The sequence below is a fragment of the Bacillus sp. FJAT-28004 genome (genome assembly GCF_001280845.1).
GTDB lineage: Bacteria > Bacillota > Bacilli > Paenibacillales > Paenibacillaceae > Pristimantibacillus.
Genome location: NZ_LGHP01000001.1, coordinates 561,735 through 578,619, shown reverse-complemented (window position 1 = coordinate 578,619; position 16,885 = coordinate 561,735). Strand labels below are relative to the sequence as shown.

Annotated in this window: 9 protein-coding genes; 4 read left to right on the top strand and 5 right to left on the bottom strand. The window is 43.9% G+C overall.

Annotated elements, in window-relative coordinates:
• Positions 1 to 84: 84 nt before the first annotated feature.
• Complete coding sequence (locus tag AC787_RS02330) at positions 85 to 921, bottom strand: alpha/beta hydrolase (protein WP_054023323.1); 837 nt, start codon at positions 919 to 921, stop codon at positions 85 to 87.
• 62 nt (positions 922 to 983) lie between these two features.
• Here AC787_RS02330 and AC787_RS02325 point away from each other — a divergent pair, with 62 nt between their 5' ends.
• Positions 984 to 2,240, top strand: a complete 1,257-nt coding sequence (locus AC787_RS02325; protein ID WP_054023322.1) for an NAD(P)/FAD-dependent oxidoreductase — start codon at positions 984 to 986, stop codon at positions 2,238 to 2,240.
• Between the two features lie 78 nt (positions 2,241 to 2,318).
• Here AC787_RS02325 and AC787_RS02320 read toward each other — a convergent pair whose 3' ends face one another.
• Positions 2,319 to 2,729, bottom strand: coding sequence for a hypothetical protein (locus AC787_RS02320; protein ID WP_054023321.1), 411 nt, complete (start codon positions 2,727 to 2,729; stop codon positions 2,319 to 2,321).
• 181 nt (positions 2,730 to 2,910) lie between these two features.
• Between AC787_RS02320 and AC787_RS02315 the strand changes: the two genes are divergently transcribed.
• The gene (locus tag AC787_RS02315) at positions 2,911 to 3,816 is read left to right on the top strand and encodes a helix-turn-helix domain-containing protein (RefSeq protein WP_054023320.1); all 906 of its coding nucleotides are present in this window, start codon (positions 2,911 to 2,913) and stop codon (positions 3,814 to 3,816) included.
• Positions 3,817 to 3,845: 29 nt separating this feature from the next.
• On the opposite strand, the gene xylB is transcribed toward AC787_RS02315, so the two are convergent.
• Together xylB and xylA are read right to left on the bottom strand one after the other, a co-directional pair.
• Positions 3,846 to 5,342 carry a xylulokinase gene (xylB, locus tag AC787_RS02310; protein WP_054023319.1) on the bottom strand — a complete coding sequence of 499 codons (1,497 nt, stop codon included), beginning with the start codon at positions 5,340 to 5,342 and terminating at the stop codon, positions 3,846 to 3,848.
• A gap of 20 nt (positions 5,343 to 5,362) precedes the next feature.
• Positions 5,363 to 6,676, bottom strand: coding sequence for a xylose isomerase (gene xylA / locus AC787_RS02305; RefSeq protein WP_054023318.1), 1,314 nt, complete (start codon positions 6,674 to 6,676; stop codon positions 5,363 to 5,365).
• A 240-nt stretch (positions 6,677 to 6,916) separates the two neighbouring features.
• Between xylA and AC787_RS02300 the strand changes: the two genes are divergently transcribed.
• Both AC787_RS02300 and AC787_RS02295 read left to right on the top strand, forming a co-directional pair.
• On the top strand, positions 6,917 to 8,077 hold the full coding sequence (locus AC787_RS02300) for an ROK family transcriptional regulator (RefSeq protein ID WP_054026849.1): 1,161 nt from the start codon (positions 6,917 to 6,919) through the stop codon (positions 8,075 to 8,077).
• A 420-nt stretch (positions 8,078 to 8,497) separates the two neighbouring features.
• Positions 8,498 to 10,246: a glycoside hydrolase family 2 protein gene (locus AC787_RS02295; RefSeq protein ID WP_054023317.1), complete on the top strand. Its 1,749-nt coding sequence runs from the start codon at positions 8,498 to 8,500 to the stop codon at positions 10,244 to 10,246.
• A gap of 108 nt (positions 10,247 to 10,354) precedes the next feature.
• Here the strand turns inward: AC787_RS02295 and AC787_RS02290 are convergent, their stop codons facing one another.
• Positions 10,355 to 16,690, bottom strand: a complete 6,336-nt coding sequence (locus AC787_RS02290) for an Athe_2463 domain-containing protein (RefSeq protein WP_414730963.1) — start codon at positions 16,688 to 16,690, stop codon at positions 10,355 to 10,357.
• Positions 16,691 to 16,885 lie beyond the last annotated feature (195 nt).

Sequence of the window (16,885 nt, the reverse complement as noted above, 5' to 3'; positions counted from 1 at the left end):
CTTTACCATAATATGTTTTTTAAGCTAAGCAGCATAGCTTTATATACAATCTATTAATCCGATTAAAACATAAAATAAATGTATTTACAATTGCTCTTTCAGCCACTGGATTAGCACTTGAACTGCCTCTTTTCCTTCCACATCGTTGTGCAATTCATGATATCCACCATCCCAGCGTCTAAAATAACATTGTTCCCCGAGACTTTCGGCTAAAAGTGCACTTGCATCCATGGAAGTCACTCGGTCGGAGGTACCATGCATGAGCAGCAGAGGAACCTGGAGGCTTGATGCATGAGCAATCGCCCATTCGCCGCCATCCGTAATTTCCGAAAAGGTATGGAGTGTTATTTTTGTATGACATAACGGATCTTCCACGATCGGAGCAGCCTGGTCATAGCCTGGACGAAATAAATCCGCAGGATTTAAGCCCGTTGATTGCTGCAGCGTCGGGATAACGGAAGCCAGTCTGCGACCAAACCACTCCACCGCAGGATGCGGTTTGAATGCCAGCCGCAGCCAAGGACTTGTCAGTATGAGTCCTTGAATCGGTGGATGAAGTCGCAACGCACAATTTAGCGCCACATTGCCACCCATACTATGCCCATATAAGAAGATCGGGCTGCCTGAATGCCGCTTGCCAGCCGCTTCTATCATAAGTGCAGCATCGCTTACAGCTGCGCCAAGTGAATGAAGATGCCCTCGCTTGCCTGATGAGCGGCCGTGTCCTTGCTGGTCCAGCGCGATAAGAACAAATCCCGCAGCCGTTAGCTGGGCAGCTACATGCCCATAACGGTCGCCATGCTCCCCCATGCCATGAACGAGACAGACGACCGCTTTGGTCTCTTGTGATTCTGACATCCATTCCCTTAAAAATAATTGCGACCCTTCTGCACCAGTTATTTGCCATTCGTCACGCAGCATCCAAACGCCGCCTTTCTTTTGTGGTATTATAGTACTACTAATAATATAGCAGGTGGAAAGCGATGCAATATGATGCAATTGTAATTGGCGGCGGCTCCGCAGGTCTAATGGCGAGCATTGCCGCAAGCAAGGATGGCGCTAAGGTGCTTCTCCTCGACAAAGGCGATAAATTAGGACGCAAGCTCGGCATATCCGGCGGCGGCCGCTGTAATGTAACGAATAATAAAGAGTTGGACGAGCTGATCAAGCATATTCCCGGAAATGGACGATTTCTTCATAGTACCTTCTCTAACTTCAACAATAAGGATATTATCGCCTTTTTCGAGAACCTCGGGATTGCACTTAAGGAAGAAGATAACGGACGAATGTTCCCTGTATCGGATAGAGCTAAGACTGTAGTAGATACGCTTGTGAACCAAGTACGTAAACAAGGCGTTAAGATCATATTGAACGCTCCAGTCGATCATATCATGTATGACAACGGAAGGGTCACTGGTGCACGTACAAAAGCTGGTGAAACATTCCGAGCAAATAGTGTAATCGTAGCTTCCGGCGGGAAATCAGTGCCTCAGACCGGCTCAACTGGAGATGGTTATGCATGGGCAGAGAAAGCTGGGCATTCGATAACTGAGCTTTTCCCAACCGAGGTACCGCTCACGTCGAATGAACCTTTCATCGTAAGCAAGGAGCTGCAAGGGCTTTCCCTGCGGGACGTAGCGCTTTCGGTTTGGAATCCTAAAGGGAAACAGATTATCCAGCATAATGGCGATATGCTTTTTACGCATTTCGGTATTTCAGGACCTATCGTGCTGCGTTGCAGTCAGTTTGTAGTAAAGGCTCTAAAACAATTTAAGACCGGCAATATTGAAGTCGCAATTGACCTCTTGCCTGATAAGAGCAAAGACGAGGTCTATAAGGAAACGCTGAGGCTAACCGAACTTGAACCCAAAAAAACGATTAAAAATGTCCTTAAAGGCTATTTGCCTGAAAAAATGATACCGATTCTGCTTCAGAAGGCAGGTTTGCCGGATAGCCTTACTTATGACAATATTCCTAAGCAGGATTGGATAGCCCTATCTCAGCTGATCAAACATTTTCCAATTAGAGTGTATGGCTCTTTATCCATTGAAGATGCATTCGTAACCGGCGGAGGCATTCAGTTAAAGGAAATCGATCCAAAGACGATGCAATCCAAACTTATGAGCGGACTGTTTTTTTGTGGAGAAATTTTAGATATTCATGGCTATACAGGGGGCTACAATATTACTGCGGCTTTCTCGACTGGCTATACGGCAGGGCTAAACGCTGTGATTCGATAACTTATATAAAAAGGCTGTCTTAACGTCCTTAGACGTTGAGACAGCCTTTTTTTCTGCATTTATGTACCTCATTATCTGCTAAATTCGCACATCACCTGAGAAATGATCATATGTTCCGGGATCAGGAAGAAATTCCTCGTTGTAATCCGCAGCGTCGTCACGATTGTGCAGCCCCTCAGCATCGTTACCTTGTTCATCGGACGAAACCCAATCCTCATTCACAAGATGTGCCGGAATGGCAATCGCATCAAGCGAATAAGCACTGCCTGTCACTGCATCTGCGTCGATATCAGCTTGCTCGACAAGCTGTCCGCCATGTGATTGTGCTATTTCTAACGCAGATGTAAGGTCGCTTCCCTCTAAATGAACATGCATGCGGCTTCCTTCATGAAGAACGGTCTCGTATCCGAGCTCCCTCAGCGTCTCGCAAGCAAGAGCTGCACTCTGAGCATCGTTAAAATCAAATAATAAGGCTGAATTTGTAGACAAAAGTGATCATCCTTTCTGATGTTTTGTTTAACATGCCCTATTCATAGAAAATCATGTAAAAAAGAATACTGTAAGACGTGACGATATATAATTACAAATAACTATTTTATTATGTTATGTTTTATGACATACTCATTACATAAGTGTGCAGCTAGGCTAATTGATAAGGAGGATGTCATCGATGAATCAATTATTTTATTTACTTTCAGATCCTATGCTTATCGTCGAATGGGACGAATCCCGTTGGTCTATACGCGATGTCAATCAAGCTTTTGCTGACTTTTCTGGATTTAAGAAATCAGATCTCATACTTCTTGATCCATCTACGATAATCTCGACTCACGAGACAAGTCTCTCCTTCGATGAAGCCGTTCATCAACTTGCTGACGAACAAGCCTTCTCGCCACTGCTTGAATGCAAGCTTGTCACGAAGTCATCGACTCCCGCAGATGTACGGATGTCCTGCCGCAAGCTGCAGCTCGAGGATCGCACTGTTTATGTCATCATCTGCAAAGATTTACGTGAAGCCAAATGGATTGACGAGTATATTCTGCACCATAAAATAATGATCTCAACCGTTGTAAATGAGCGCTATAACATTATGAGCTTTAAACATTATTATGCGCCTGTACAACAGCCATCCTCCTCGTATTTGAACAAATCTATATTTGAGCTTGTTCCGGACCATGAACGAAATAAGATTAAGCGTGTATTAGAATATGCCAAAAACAACCGAACAGCCGAATCCGTAGACTTCCATCTTAAGTTCGGGGATCGCTGCTATAACGCCGATGCCGTTATTCAACCGTTTTACAATGGCAATCGGACCTTAAAAAACTTTGTTATCATATTAACTAGCCTTCATATGAATAATCAAGATGAGGACCCTTCTTATAAGCTTCGCATGCTTATGCTTAGCAAAAATATATCAGTAACCTCACTCGCTCAGTCTACGCTTATCTCTCTTACGACCATTTCCAAAATTCGCAATGGGAAAATAAAAAAGCCCCAGCGTCTAACGGCTGAATTGATCGCCGGAGAGCTGGGAGTTAGACCCGAAATGATATGGAGCAGCTATAAACGATAATAGCTGCTCCGCGTTTCTTTTGTATACGATTAGCTGCGATAAGGAGCAAGCGCCTCATTCAAGCCTTTTGTTTGCTCATAAACCTGCTTGTAAACGTTGAAAACACCTTCATATGCAGCAACTGCTTCAGGCTGCGGTGAATACGTATCCGCATGTTTAACAAATTTGCTGGCGCAGGAATCCAAGCTGTCGAACCAACCTACTCCATACGCAGCAAGCATAGCAGCACCTAAACCAGGCCCTTGCTCGTTCTCTAACGATACGACCTTTGCATCAAAAATGTCAGCCTGCATTTGCAGCCAAACCGGGTTTTGTGCGCCGCCGCCGATCGATATGATCGTATCAACCGTCTTGCCTGCACGTCTGAACATATCAACTGATTCATTAAGTGAGAAGGTAATTCCTTCCATAACAGCGCGAGCAAAATGAATACGCTCATGTGATCCGTCGACGCCGATAAAGCTTGCACGTATGAGCGAATCCGCATGAGGCGTACGTTCGCCAACGAGATATGGCGTGAATACCAGTCCGCCCGCTCCTGGCTTCACTGCTCCTACACCTTGGAGCAATTGATCGAAGGATTCATCAGGAGCGAATGTTTTCTTAAACCAGCTTAGGCTGTAGCCAGCAGCAAGTGTAACGCCCATCACGTAGAACGAATCCTCTTTGCCATGATTAAAGAAATGCACCTTACCCGCAAAATCCTTCGTTTTGTCATTCTCATACGAGAGAATAACGCCTGAAGTACCGATGCTGCAAAGCGTCAAGCCTTCGGATAAAATGCCCGAGCCAATCGCTCCGCATGCGTTGTCTGCTCCACCCGCGAACACCTTCGTCGTGATTGGCAGCCCCGTGCTTTCAGCAAACTGCGGCTGTAAAGTACCTACGAGTCCATGGGACTCAATGAGCGGTGGATAGAAACTAGCCGGGATTCCGAATGCTTCAAGCACTTCATCACTCCACGTCTTTCCAGCGACATCAAGCAGAAGCGTACCTGCCGCATCAGAGTAATCCATATGAAGCTCGCCTGTTAAGCGATAGCGAAGATAATCCTTCGGTAAAAGAAACAGCTTTGCCTTCGCAAAGGCTTCAGGCTCGTTCTCACGAACCCATAAAATTTTTGGGAGCGTAAAGCCCTCCAAAGCCGGATTACGAGTAATGCTGAGCAGCTTTTCTCCTAGCGTGCGTTCGATTTCACGGCATTGCCCAGTTGTACGCGTGTCATTCCACAAGATAGCGTTGCGAACAGGGTTCCCTTCACCGTCAAGCAGCACAAGTCCGTGCATTTGGCCGGAGAAACTAATGCCTTCGATTACACTTGGATCGATGCCTGCTGTTGAAGTCAGCTCACGCAAAGCCTCAACTGTTCCATCAACCCAATCATCTGCCCGCTGCTCGCTCCACCCGGAAAAAGCATGGAACAGAGGGTAGCTGCGGGATACTTCCCCAGCTATCTCACCTTCGCGGTCAACAAGCAGCACTTTGACGGCGCTCGTTCCTAAATCAATTCCTATTACATAGCTCATTTGACAGAGTTCCTCCCGACTTAAACGCTGAAAATAACTTCACTCAGGATCAGGCGGATGCGTTCTTGACGTCCGGACTCATTTTTGATCGGGTTGTTTTGCAGCGCATATTGCTCAAGCGATGCAAGTGTTGCTTTGCCAGACACGATATCCGCGCCGATGCCTTCTTTGAAGCTGCGGTAACGGTTATCGACGATATTGTCGAGGATTTTCTCCTCTGTCAATTTCGCTGCTGCTTTCAAACCCCAAGCGAAGCTGTCCATACCGGCGATATGAGCCAGGAACAGATCATCGGTTTCGAATGATGCACGGCGCACCTTCGCATCGAAGTTGACGCCGCCGCGGCCGATACCGCCAGCTTTCAATACTTCGAACATCGTGAGTGTAGTAGAGTAGAGATCTGTTGGGAACTCATCTGTATCCCAGCCAAGAAGCAGATCACCTTGGTTCGCATCAAGCGAACCAAGCATGCCATTGATCGCTGCTGTACGAATTTCGTGCTCGAACGTATGTCCTGCAAGCGTAGCATGGTTAGCTTCAAGGTTAAGCTTGAAATGATCCTTCAAGCCGTATTTTTGCAGGAATGAGATCGTTGTTGCTGCATCATAGTCATATTGATGTTTCGTTGGCTCTTTTGGTTTCGGCTCAATTAGGAATTGAGCGTCAAAGCCAATTTCCTTCGCGTAAGCGATAGCCATATGATACAAGCGTGCTAGGTTATCGAGCTCAAAGCCCATATCCGTGTTAAGAAGTGTTTCGTAACCTTCGCGGCCGCCCCAGAAAACATAGTTTTCCGCGCCAAGCTCTTTACCCACTTCAAGACCTTTTTTGAGCTGCGCGCCAGCATATGCATAAACATCGGCATTACATGTTGTGCCTGCGCCATGAACAAAACGTGGATTGGTGAACATGTTAACGGTGTTCCAAAGCAGCTTTTTACCGGAGGATTTCATGTTATCCTTCAATAGAGCTACGATGACATCAAGATTTTTGTTCGTTTCTTGCAACGTTTCTCCTTCAGGCGCAATGTCCACGTCGTGGAAAGCAAAGAAAGGAATATTCAATTTAGTCATGAATTCAAAGTTAGCTTCAACGCGTGCTTTCGAACGGTCAAGGCCGTTATATTGATCCCAGCCGCGTACCATTGTAGCTGAACCGAATGGGTCCGAACCATTCGCATTAAATGTATGCCAGTAGGCAACCGCGAAGCGCAGATGCTCTTCCATCGTTTTTCCCATGATCACTTGGTTTGGATCGTAATGTTTGAACGCAAGCGGATTGTCTGAGCCCTTACCTTCAAATTGGATCGTGTTAATATTTTTAAAATAAGTCATCGTAATCAAAATCCTCCTTCATGGAATTCGATATTTTTGAGAGTGCTTACATAAAGAATAACATGCCACAACTTAGTTTGTCTATTAAACAAACTAAGTTTTTGTGTTAAAATAGTTACGTCATACATTCTCTGCTGAAATAGCCAAATAGTCGTGTACCGCTTAAGTAATCTATTGATTAGACTTTTCGTGATACAATAATAAATATTGTGATTTGGACGGAGGCAATCTTTTTTGAAAATGAAAACAACAGGTGACTTAGCGCTCATCAAAAAAATAAATACAGCAATCGTGCTTGAAGCGGTACTAGGTTATGCCCCGCTCTCGCGAGCTCAAATATCGGAGCTGACCGGATTAAATAAGGCGACCGTTTCTAGTCTTGTTCAGGATTTGATCGACAGCCATCTCGTTGTTGAGAATGGTCCAGGACAATCCAGCGGCGGGCGCAAACCCGTCATGCTGCTCTTTAACGGAACGGCTGGTTATGCTATCGGTATCGATCTCGGCGTCAACTATATTCGCGGCCTACTGGTAGACTTGGAGGGCAATGTGATTGCTGAGCAGCAGCGCAGTTTGAAGCAGCAGGCTGTTGATCATGTGATCGAGCAGTTAATTGCATGTATTGAGCTGCTTATTAATGATGCGCCAGAGAGCTCATATGGAATTGTCGGAATCGGTGTCGGCGTGCCAGGTATCGTTGATGATAACGGCACGATCCTTTTTGCACCAAATTTGAAATGGCGCCAGGTTGAGCTGCAAAGGCTGCTCGAAGAGCGCTTTAATCTGCCGGTTACTATAGACAATGAAGCGAATGCGGGCGCACAGGGAGAGCAGAAATACGGGGCAGGACGAGGCATTGCTAACCAAATTTATGTCAGCGTCGGCATCGGTATCGGTACAGGCATTATATTGAACAAAGAGTTATATAAAGGCGCGTCTGGTTTCTCAGGTGAGCTGGGTCATCTCTCGATTGAGTATGATGGCAAAGCTTGCAGCTGCGGCAATCGGGGATGCTGGGAGCTATATGCTTCGGAGAATGCTTTGCTTGAGAGCACTGCATCGTTAGGCTTTGAGAACTTAGAGGAGTTGCTGCTTGCAGCAGCTGCCGGCGATGAGCGTGTTATCGCGCATATACGCTCCATTGGCGATTATTTGGGCGCAGGAATTGCCAATATCGTCAACGTATTTAATCCTGACGTTGTCATTATTGGCAATCGCATGAGCCGTGCAGCCGAGTGGCTTGAACCTGCCGTACAAGCTGCCGTCGATCAGCGGACACTCTCCTATCATCGCGAGCGTATGCGGATCTTGTTCGCTGAGCTTAAGGAGCAGTCTGCCGTCCGCGGCGCGGCCTATTACGCCATTAGCACGTTTTTCACAAAGATCAATAACGGACAGTAGGTTGAATAACTAGTGAATTTAAACCTATGACTATGCAACAAGTAAAATAATCTATTTCTCTCCACAGCTTGCAGCGAGCTAGCTTCTATAGAGCTTCCGCTGCAAGCTGTAATAAATATGACAACCTCAAAAAAAGATTCATACCGCGTATCCATCCTAAGTGTAATTCCCTCTTGAAATGGCTATATAGCAGCTTTTCCTCCAATAAATATTAAGCGCCCGCAAACATGTACAATACTTAACTACAATAAAACTTCATTATCTTCGTCTCCTTCAATTATCGTTTTATAGTTAGTTTTAAAGTTAATAATATGGAGATTGTTTTATTAATCATTGACATTTTGACCTATTAATCTTTAATATTAAACATATACGACTTTATAATTAACTTAAAAATTAATTTGTTGGAGGAATGATAAAATGGATCAACTGCAAATCCCTCGTCCAGAATACCCTAGACCACAATTTATTCGTCAATCCTGGCTCAATTTAAATGGTGAATGGCAATTTGAAATGGACCCTGGAAAAAGCGGTATTGCCCGAGGTTTAAACCAAGAAGAACAAAAGCTGTCTCAAAGCATTATCGTGCCATTTTGTCCAGAGAGTCGCCTATCCGGCATCGGACATACCGATTTTATACCAGCTGTCTGGTACAAAAGAAGCTTCAAGCTTCCAGAACATTGGAGCGGTGGGCATACACTTTTGCATTTTGGAGCGGTAGATTACGAGGCACAGGTATGGGTTAACGGCATTCACGTTGGCAAACACCGAGGCGGTTACAGCTCATTCTCCTTTAACATTACTCAAGCGCTGCGAGAAGGAGATAATGTCGTTACTGTATATGCAGAGGACGATACTCGCTCTGGCTTACAACCACGCGGCAAGCAAAGTGGTTCATACCATTCACAAGGCTGCGACTATACACGCACAACAGGTATATGGCAAACAGTTTGGCTCGAGCATGTACCACAAACCTATATAGAATCTTGTCGGTTTATTCCTGACCCAGAGAATAGCTGTCTGCATGTTACTGCCAAGCTGGTCGGCAATACAAAAAATATGCAACTCCGTTGCAATGCTTCGCTGGATGGAGAGACAGCTGGGCAACAATCTGTAAATCTAAGCTCAATGTCAGTTGCGCTAACTTTGCCCCTCTCAAAAGTTAAGTTATGGAGTACGGATTCGCCTGCGCTTTACGATCTAGAGCTTGAACTCATTCAAGATGCCAATGTAATAGATTCTGCATCGTCGTATTTCGGATTACGCTCCATTCAATTAGATGGTATGGCATTCCGAATTAACGGTAAATCCGTATTCCAACGGCTGGTCCTTGATCAAGGCTTTTATCCTGAAGGCATTTATACAGCACCCACTGACGATGCTTTAAAACAAGATATTGAGATGTCACTGGCTCTTGGCTTTAACGGTGCAAGATTACATGAGAAGATGTTTGAACCTAGGTTCCTCTATTGGGCGGATAAGCTTGGATATCTAGTATGGGGAGAGCATGCTAACTGGGGACTCGATATATCAACCGCTGCCAGCCTTGCTCAATTTCTACCGGAATGGATTGAGGGCGTAGAACGCGACTTCAACCATCCAAGCTTGATCGGATGGTGTCCATTCAATGAAACCTGGGACTCATCGCGCGGCACAAGGCAAGATAATGACGTACTTCGCGTCGTTTACGAGACGACCAAAGCGATCGATCCGACGCGTCCAGTTATCGATACAAGCGGTAACTTCCATGTTGTGACCGATATTTTTGACGTCCATGATTATGATCAGAACCCCAAAACATTCCGTGAACGATATCAGCCGCTTGCCGAAAAAGGTGAGGCGTGGGTTTCGTTCTCAGATAGACAGAGCTATAACGGTCAGCCCTATTTCGTCAGTGAGTATGGCGGAATTTGGTGGAATCCTAATCAATCGGATGAGAAAAGCTGGGGCTATGGAGATCGTCCACAAAGCTTGGAGCAATTTATTGAAAGATATGACGGCTTAACCAGCACTCTACTTGAAAACCCTAATATGTTCGGTTTTTGCTATACACAACTCTATGATGTGGAACAAGAAGTAAACGGTCTGTATACCTACGATCGTAAACCGAAATTCGATGTAGAGCTGATTAAAGCGATCAATAGCAAAAAAGCTGCAATAGAGGATTAAGCGTAAAGTGTTCCGGTATAGTGGCGAAGAAAAATAAACAAAGACAGGCATGCTGCCAGCGCAGCATGCCTTCTTTATTTGAATTTCGCTACCTTGAAGCCCGCTTCATTATTGAACGCGGTGTACGCCAACCCTATCTATCGTTTGCCCTTCGATTGTTATGTCAACTGACTTCGTTTTTACTGTGCCATTATTGTAGTAAGCAGAAAAGGTGAAGGTTAAGGTGCCTTTAGCAAGCTTTGCAAATGATGCATCCCAAAGCTCACCCTTCCAGCTGGATTGCCCTGCGTTTAACGCCGCGAGGGACGTTTCGTAAGTACTCATGCGCACCTCTACCCGATCCGCTTTTGTAGCAGTACCCGTTAGAGTTGTATCTGCCTCCAATATAAATTTCTCTCCTGCCCAAAATACCGAATAGCCGCGCGGCAAATTCTCGTCCCCTGATTGTTTTAAATTGAAAGCCTTACGATGCTGATCCCATAGCTCCGTATGCCTTACATAACCATTGACTTGAAGCGGCAATACCTGCAACGTTTTGGTCAGGCTAACCGGATCAGCGATGCCGTCGCTCACCGTGATCTTCATGCTCCAAAGTCCGACCGCCGTCAACCTCAGAGAAGGCCCTTTTACCGGATAGCTTGGACCATTAACGGTATAGAAATAGCTGTTCTTCACGCCGAGTGGACTCGTCAGCTCATAAGCAATCGTAAGTGTATTGCCATCAGCGTCTGATACATTCGATAGAAAAGAGGTCATATCCCCTTCATATACAGGTTTTGGCATCCAATCAAAGTCAGCGGTTGGAGGACGATTGGTAACGAAATGAATATATTCATAATGCCCTTCATTGCCGGCAACATCATAATCGAGTACGGTAAGACGGTATGCTTGTCCCGAAATCAACCCAGCGACTTTGTATGATTGTTTAGAAAGTGCTAACGGGATACTATATTCCGTTGTACCGTCACCATTTAGATCGATATTCGTCACACTGCCGTCAGCATTCACTTTTTGCAAATAGAATGTTCGTGTGGCATGCCCCGATGAAGGCTCAGCATCATAGAATGCATTAAAATTAACCGTTACTGCCGTAGGCTCAACGATGAGTTGTTCTTTTACATCAGCTGGCTTAACCGTGTCTACAAAGAAGAAACCATTACTTGAATACGGTCCCCATACATAACTATCATTTGCTCTAGCTCTCCAGTAATGCAACCCCTCGGCTAACGTTGTTGTTGTGTAATTAGCTGCAGTCGTAGCAGAGTTCGTGTCCATTACCATAGCACCACTCGATGCTTTGAACACCTCATAGTCTATTGCTTTAATTGGGTGGTTCTCTGGATCAACTGTGAACACTCGCAGCTGTGGACGATTCGTATTTGTGTAGATCGGATGATTTCCATCAGGGCCATTAAATGAAAGCAAATAGGTTTGTGGAGGAAGATCCAGCACAAAATATCTACTATTGCTCATATTTGACCATACCCCTGCTGAATAAACTTGACCTTGCACCTTAACGACACGACCTGGAACAATGTTTCCTACAAGCATAGGATAAGTAACTGCATTTCCTTCATGCTCGATGTACAAAGCCGTTTCATTATTATCGACGTAAGTAAGCGTTAACCTGTACCTCTCTTGCGGATCGTTCTGAGCATCATAATATGTCCATCTAATGGTTGGCTCTTTAATCAGTACCGTTGGAGCTGATGGAGTCGTTCCAGTCGGAACAGTAATGGTCATGACAGGTTTCGTTTGGTTTACAGGCGGTATCCCATCCTTATAGACAATCGTTTGCCCCCAATATGACCATGCTCCGTGAATATCTCGTACTTGCTCCTGTACAATCAGTTCCACACCTGGGCGATTATAGTACTCTCGTTTCCCTGCTGTCCATGTGCTTTGGTCAGCCCAGCGGGTGCGAAAAAGTTTATCTGATAAAATATGAGCAATATCCGGATCATAAGACGTATCAAACGTTTCATAATTAAGTGCTTCACCTTCTGCAAAAACCTTGCCTGTAAACCTTACGTCAGGCTGCGCGACAGGTCTTCGATGCACGTAGAGCAGCTTTTTCACTGGCTCCGACCATTTCCTATAAGCCGATAGACCAGGATTGTCTTTGGCGCGGAAGGTGATTTCATACACACCAGCTCTTTCGAGCGAATTGATTGTTGAGCCATATGTTTTACCGTTATGGACACTTAATCTTTCTGGATTTTCAAAGAAGTTTGGATTGTGACTGTAACTCCACTCCTCTGCTGCCATTGGATCTTTTTCAATGTCATTGAACAACTTCTCATACGAGATAGGATCATTGACGAGAACGGAGTCATAGGTTTGTTCGGTGTAGGTGTCGCCATAGTTCGTTTTCTTCACATTCGAGAATACAGCGTTGGATTGCCCCAGTGACATTAAACCTGCGTAGCCTCTTATATACGTACCATCTGCAACCTCTAGTACTTTTGCATAATTCACATATACGCGCTGAATGCCATTAACCGATTCTACTTTAATCGGGTACGTGTTAAAAGCTGTCCTTGTCATAGGTGTAGATTGCAACAACGTCTTAGCACCGTTCACAACACGGTATAGCGACAAAGCATTTTTGCTCCACTCCATAGCGTACATGTTCTTTTCATTCTGAATCTGGAAAGCAGCTCCGATTACCTTATCATTCTTCATGTCACTTACATTCGCATGAAATTCTAATGCGTAATTTTTCATTGCGCTTCCTGCATCATAGAGCAGTCCGCCCCAATCGTCATTTGTGATTTCAACCGTATTGGCATCTATTTCTTTGATTGATCCACCAGCTTTAGCTGGAACAAACGGCATCACATTTTTATCATAGAAAACATAAATGGAACCGTCAGGCAAAATAGGTGTTGATGAGGTTCCAGATCGATCTTCATACGATACTACTGGCGGTCCGGAATACGGTGTTGCTGCAATGACACTATTTGTTGATGCATTATACAAAGTAGCCGTTATTTTTCTAGGTGTTCCAGGATCAAATGTAATCCCCACCGGATTAAACACAGGATAAATAATTTGATTATGCTGATTGATAAATATTTTTCCAAGGTTAGCAGAATAACTTTCACTTTCGAAACCACCGCTTTGGTCTCCGTATATATTGAAAAATGCATTATATGACTGGTGTGTTCTGCCTTGAGAATACGTGAACCCACTGGCGAATACTAATGGATTGGCATTAGGCGCTACTACTGCAAACGATAATCCGGAGTCATCTTGATATCTAACGATACTTCTTACAAAAGCGTTCTCAAACACTGGTTCTCCGTTATAGTTTGTTCCGTTGTAAATAGCTTCAAAAAAAGTATTACCTATTGTACTACCATTAAGTTCCACGTAATTTACATAAACATATTTTTTTGAATCCGATATAGAAGCATGAGATAGTCCAGCTGCTCCTCCTATTGCATGAGTACGAGTTATTCCGTCTTGTTTTACCTGTACAACGTAACCTCTCAAGCCTGCTAATCCAGAGGAGTAGCGATCTTCAAAGTTATAGGTGAAATACACATCTCCGTTGTCATCTTCAGTCATATTAATGTTTGTAATATATCCGCGATCCAAAGTTTCTCCTGGCGCTTCCCATACCAAACTTTTGGTTTTTAGGGAGTACTTGAAAAATCGCAATTGATTCCTGTAACCATCATAGTAATTTCCCGGAACATCATAAGAAAATTTACTAGCTACATACATAAATTCACCATCAGATGATAATTCAAGAAGGGCTGGCCCTATTTCGCTACCTAGTCCACTAGGCGAGGTTTTATTAGACTGCATGGAAATCGTGTCTATATATACACCATTTTTATCGTACCTAGCAATTTTAACCAAATACGGGTTGGTTGCGCGTTCTCTTCCATCAGAAAAGTAAAAAGTTTCGTCTCCTCCAATTTGCATAAGTGTAAAATTACTAGGTGTATCAAAAGTAACTGTCCTCAAAAGTTCTCCTGTAATTGAATTTCGTTCATAAAATGTATAGGGAAAGTTAGGCGAATTATAATCTTGCTTATAAGAATATAGCCTGTTCCCACCGAAAACCTTGTTAAACACAGTTTCTGTATTAGGAACACTCCAAGTCGGTTTAGCAACAATTTCAGAAGCAAGCTGATATTTTGTACGTGAGTTTGCTCCATTCCCTGAGTTCGGGTATCCGACTGAGAAATTTGCATATACACCGTTTTTGGTTGATAGTGTTGTAGCATCTGCTTTCCAAGCTGCTTTTTGAGCATTTCCACCTTTGTATGGAAGCTTTGACGTCCACGAACGAAATATCGATTGCGTTGTATAGTTAGTGACTGGAGGCCCGCTATCTTCTCCCTGCCCTGGCTGCTGCGTAGTTCCAAACACGTTAAAGTTAGCAGATGGCGCGTAATTCAGAATATCGGTGGCAGCAATTCCTGAATAACCTTTCATTCCAAAGTCTTCGGTCACAACAGCACGATATTGGCGTTTACCAACGGTAGAGTAATTAAGGGAATGTATTGTTTTGAATTTCCCATCATATAAGGTTCTCCAAGCTTCTTCTTCAAAGTTCTCATCGCCATCTCGGTCATAGCGTTCTTCGAGAGAAAGATACTTTAGAATATCGCCGTCAGGACTCTCTGCATCGATATAAAGCATAAAGCCATTACCCCGATAAGACTCTTCTGGAGCTACCACTCTTACCGTAGGAGGTGCATCCGGCACAACCTCCATAATCAGTTCATCCCAATCACTAACTCTTCCAGTAGTATCGTAAACTTTACCTTCGATACTATACTCGCCTAAATCAGTAGGCGTTATGTTGAACCAGCCATTTGTATAAGCGGCATCTCCTACTCTTTTATAGCGCATTTCTGATCTACTAAAATCTATTTTTTCGCCTCTATCCTCTAAAGGTGTATACGAGTTTAACAGGTTGTATGGCCGCTCTAAAGGTCTTCCTTGTATAACACGAGTTATTCCCGATACGATGGCTACTGGTTTGGGATCGATAACCCGAAGAACCGCTCCATCCCGATGTGATCCACCAAATTCATCGGTAACGGTTATTTCAGCTGTGTAATAACCCGGCGCTGGATACGTGATATTCATAAACTCATAGTCCGTAGTATTCGGCAGTACTGCGCTTAAGTTGTCTGTGAACTTCCATGTATATCCGTTCAAACCTTTTGATCGATTGATTAGTGAGGACTTTTCTCCTGCGATGATACTAGGAGGGTCAAATTCGATGTCTGCTTTTAAATCAGGCTTAGGTGTTGGCGTTGGTTCAGGTGATGTCGACGGGCTTGGATTTGGCGTTGCTTGATTCGCTATATTTATAATCAGCTGTGCCCATTCTGAAACCTTTTTTGCGCTGTTGGTAACACGCAGCTCAATGATGTATTTCCCTTCAGCCGCAAAATCTTTTGCTGTTGGTTTTCTCGCAATCATTTTTCCTACTGGGGTTTTATATTTCCATTCCTTTAGAGTAATGGCTTCCTTGCCTGGAGAGTAGGAGAGTTTATCATCAAGCATCGGCTTTGTTGCCGGCTTCATGGTTATTTCTGGGGTTGTTCGATGGTCTCCCTCTTTATGAGAGATGATGGCTATTGGAGTCGTTGGTTCGTTTTTCTTGTTAAAGGCGATTTTAAAATCTTTTGTATTGTTATTTTCATTTGATTCAGCTACCGCTTCACCAAAATCTGTCTTTGCAGTGAAGCTCTTAATGCCGCTTGATGTAGAGGTTAGATTGACGGTAACTGTTTTGATTTGTCCGGGAGGTATGTTTGAAATGATTTCTGATTTGATGTTAGTTCCAACTATACCTACTGTAAAAGCACCGCTGTTTTCTGTACCTTGATTCTTTGTTGTTATCTTTATCGGTACAGAGTCGCCTACCCAAGCATCAGCAGGACTAACCAACGTACTAATCAAGAGATCAGGTTGTTTTTTTACCACCAATTTATTTAAAGGAGGAATATAAAACATCTCATACCACCAAGAACCGTCAGGTTTCCATATATTCCACATTTGAACAATACCTGGACTGAAATCTGTAGGAATCTGTTGGATAATGACATACTCTTTAAGGGTCTCCCCCGTCCATCCTTTACCAGTTCTTTTATTATAGCTCTGAATAAAAGTAGGAGATTCTCTATAGGGATCTACAATAGACTCTAGCCATTTACGTGCATCAGGATGTGATGTTAGCATTGGTGTTGGAGTAATTTTCTTACTTTCTCCTACTGTTGTATTCCAAGGTGTTTTCACCCAATTCTTCCCAACATTTAGAGTAGCTCTAGAATCGCTTCGAAATAGCCAGTTACGATAAAGATTACCGTTAATATCCCAACCGAGATAACGCCATTCTCCATCATCAAATAGGTTTCCTTCTGATGTTGAAATATCCAATGGTGATCCGTATACAACTAAATTACTCCCCATACCACAACTATTTGAAAGAAAGTTTCCGTTTAGTGTTTTCTTACCCTTTCCCGTTGTAATAAAAGTAGGAATATTATTTTGCTCAATAAGAAGCTGTGAGTTTGTATCATACGTTGATGGCAGAGGACAATCTTTCCTACCTGCAGCTAAAGTAGTTGATGGAATTGATGTTATTACTAATAAAAAAAATAATAT

What these genes read in the sequence shown, in the direction of transcription:
- AC787_RS02330 (WP_054023323.1), bottom strand. Translation starts at nt 921, where the DNA reads ATGCTGCGTGACGAATGGCAAATAACTGGTGCAGAAGGGTCGCAATTA.
- AC787_RS02315 (WP_054023320.1), top strand. Translation starts at nt 2,911, where the DNA reads ATGAATCAATTATTTTATTTACTTTCAGATCCTATGCTTATCGTCGAA.
- AC787_RS02290 (WP_414730963.1), bottom strand. Translation starts at nt 16,690, where the DNA reads ATGGGGAGTAATTTAGTTGTATACGGATCACCATTGGATATTTCAACA.
- xylA (WP_054023318.1), bottom strand. Translation starts at nt 6,676, where the DNA reads ATGACTTATTTTAAAAATATTAACACGATCCAATTTGAAGGTAAGGGC.
- xylB (WP_054023319.1), bottom strand. Translation starts at nt 5,342, where the DNA reads ATGAGCTATGTAATAGGAATTGATTTAGGAACGAGCGCCGTCAAAGTG.
- AC787_RS02325 (WP_054023322.1), top strand. Translation starts at nt 984, where the DNA reads ATGCAATATGATGCAATTGTAATTGGCGGCGGCTCCGCAGGTCTAATG.
- AC787_RS02300 (WP_054026849.1), top strand. Translation starts at nt 6,917, where the DNA reads ATGAAAACAACAGGTGACTTAGCGCTCATCAAAAAAATAAATACAGCA.
- AC787_RS02295 (WP_054023317.1), top strand. Translation starts at nt 8,498, where the DNA reads ATGGATCAACTGCAAATCCCTCGTCCAGAATACCCTAGACCACAATTT.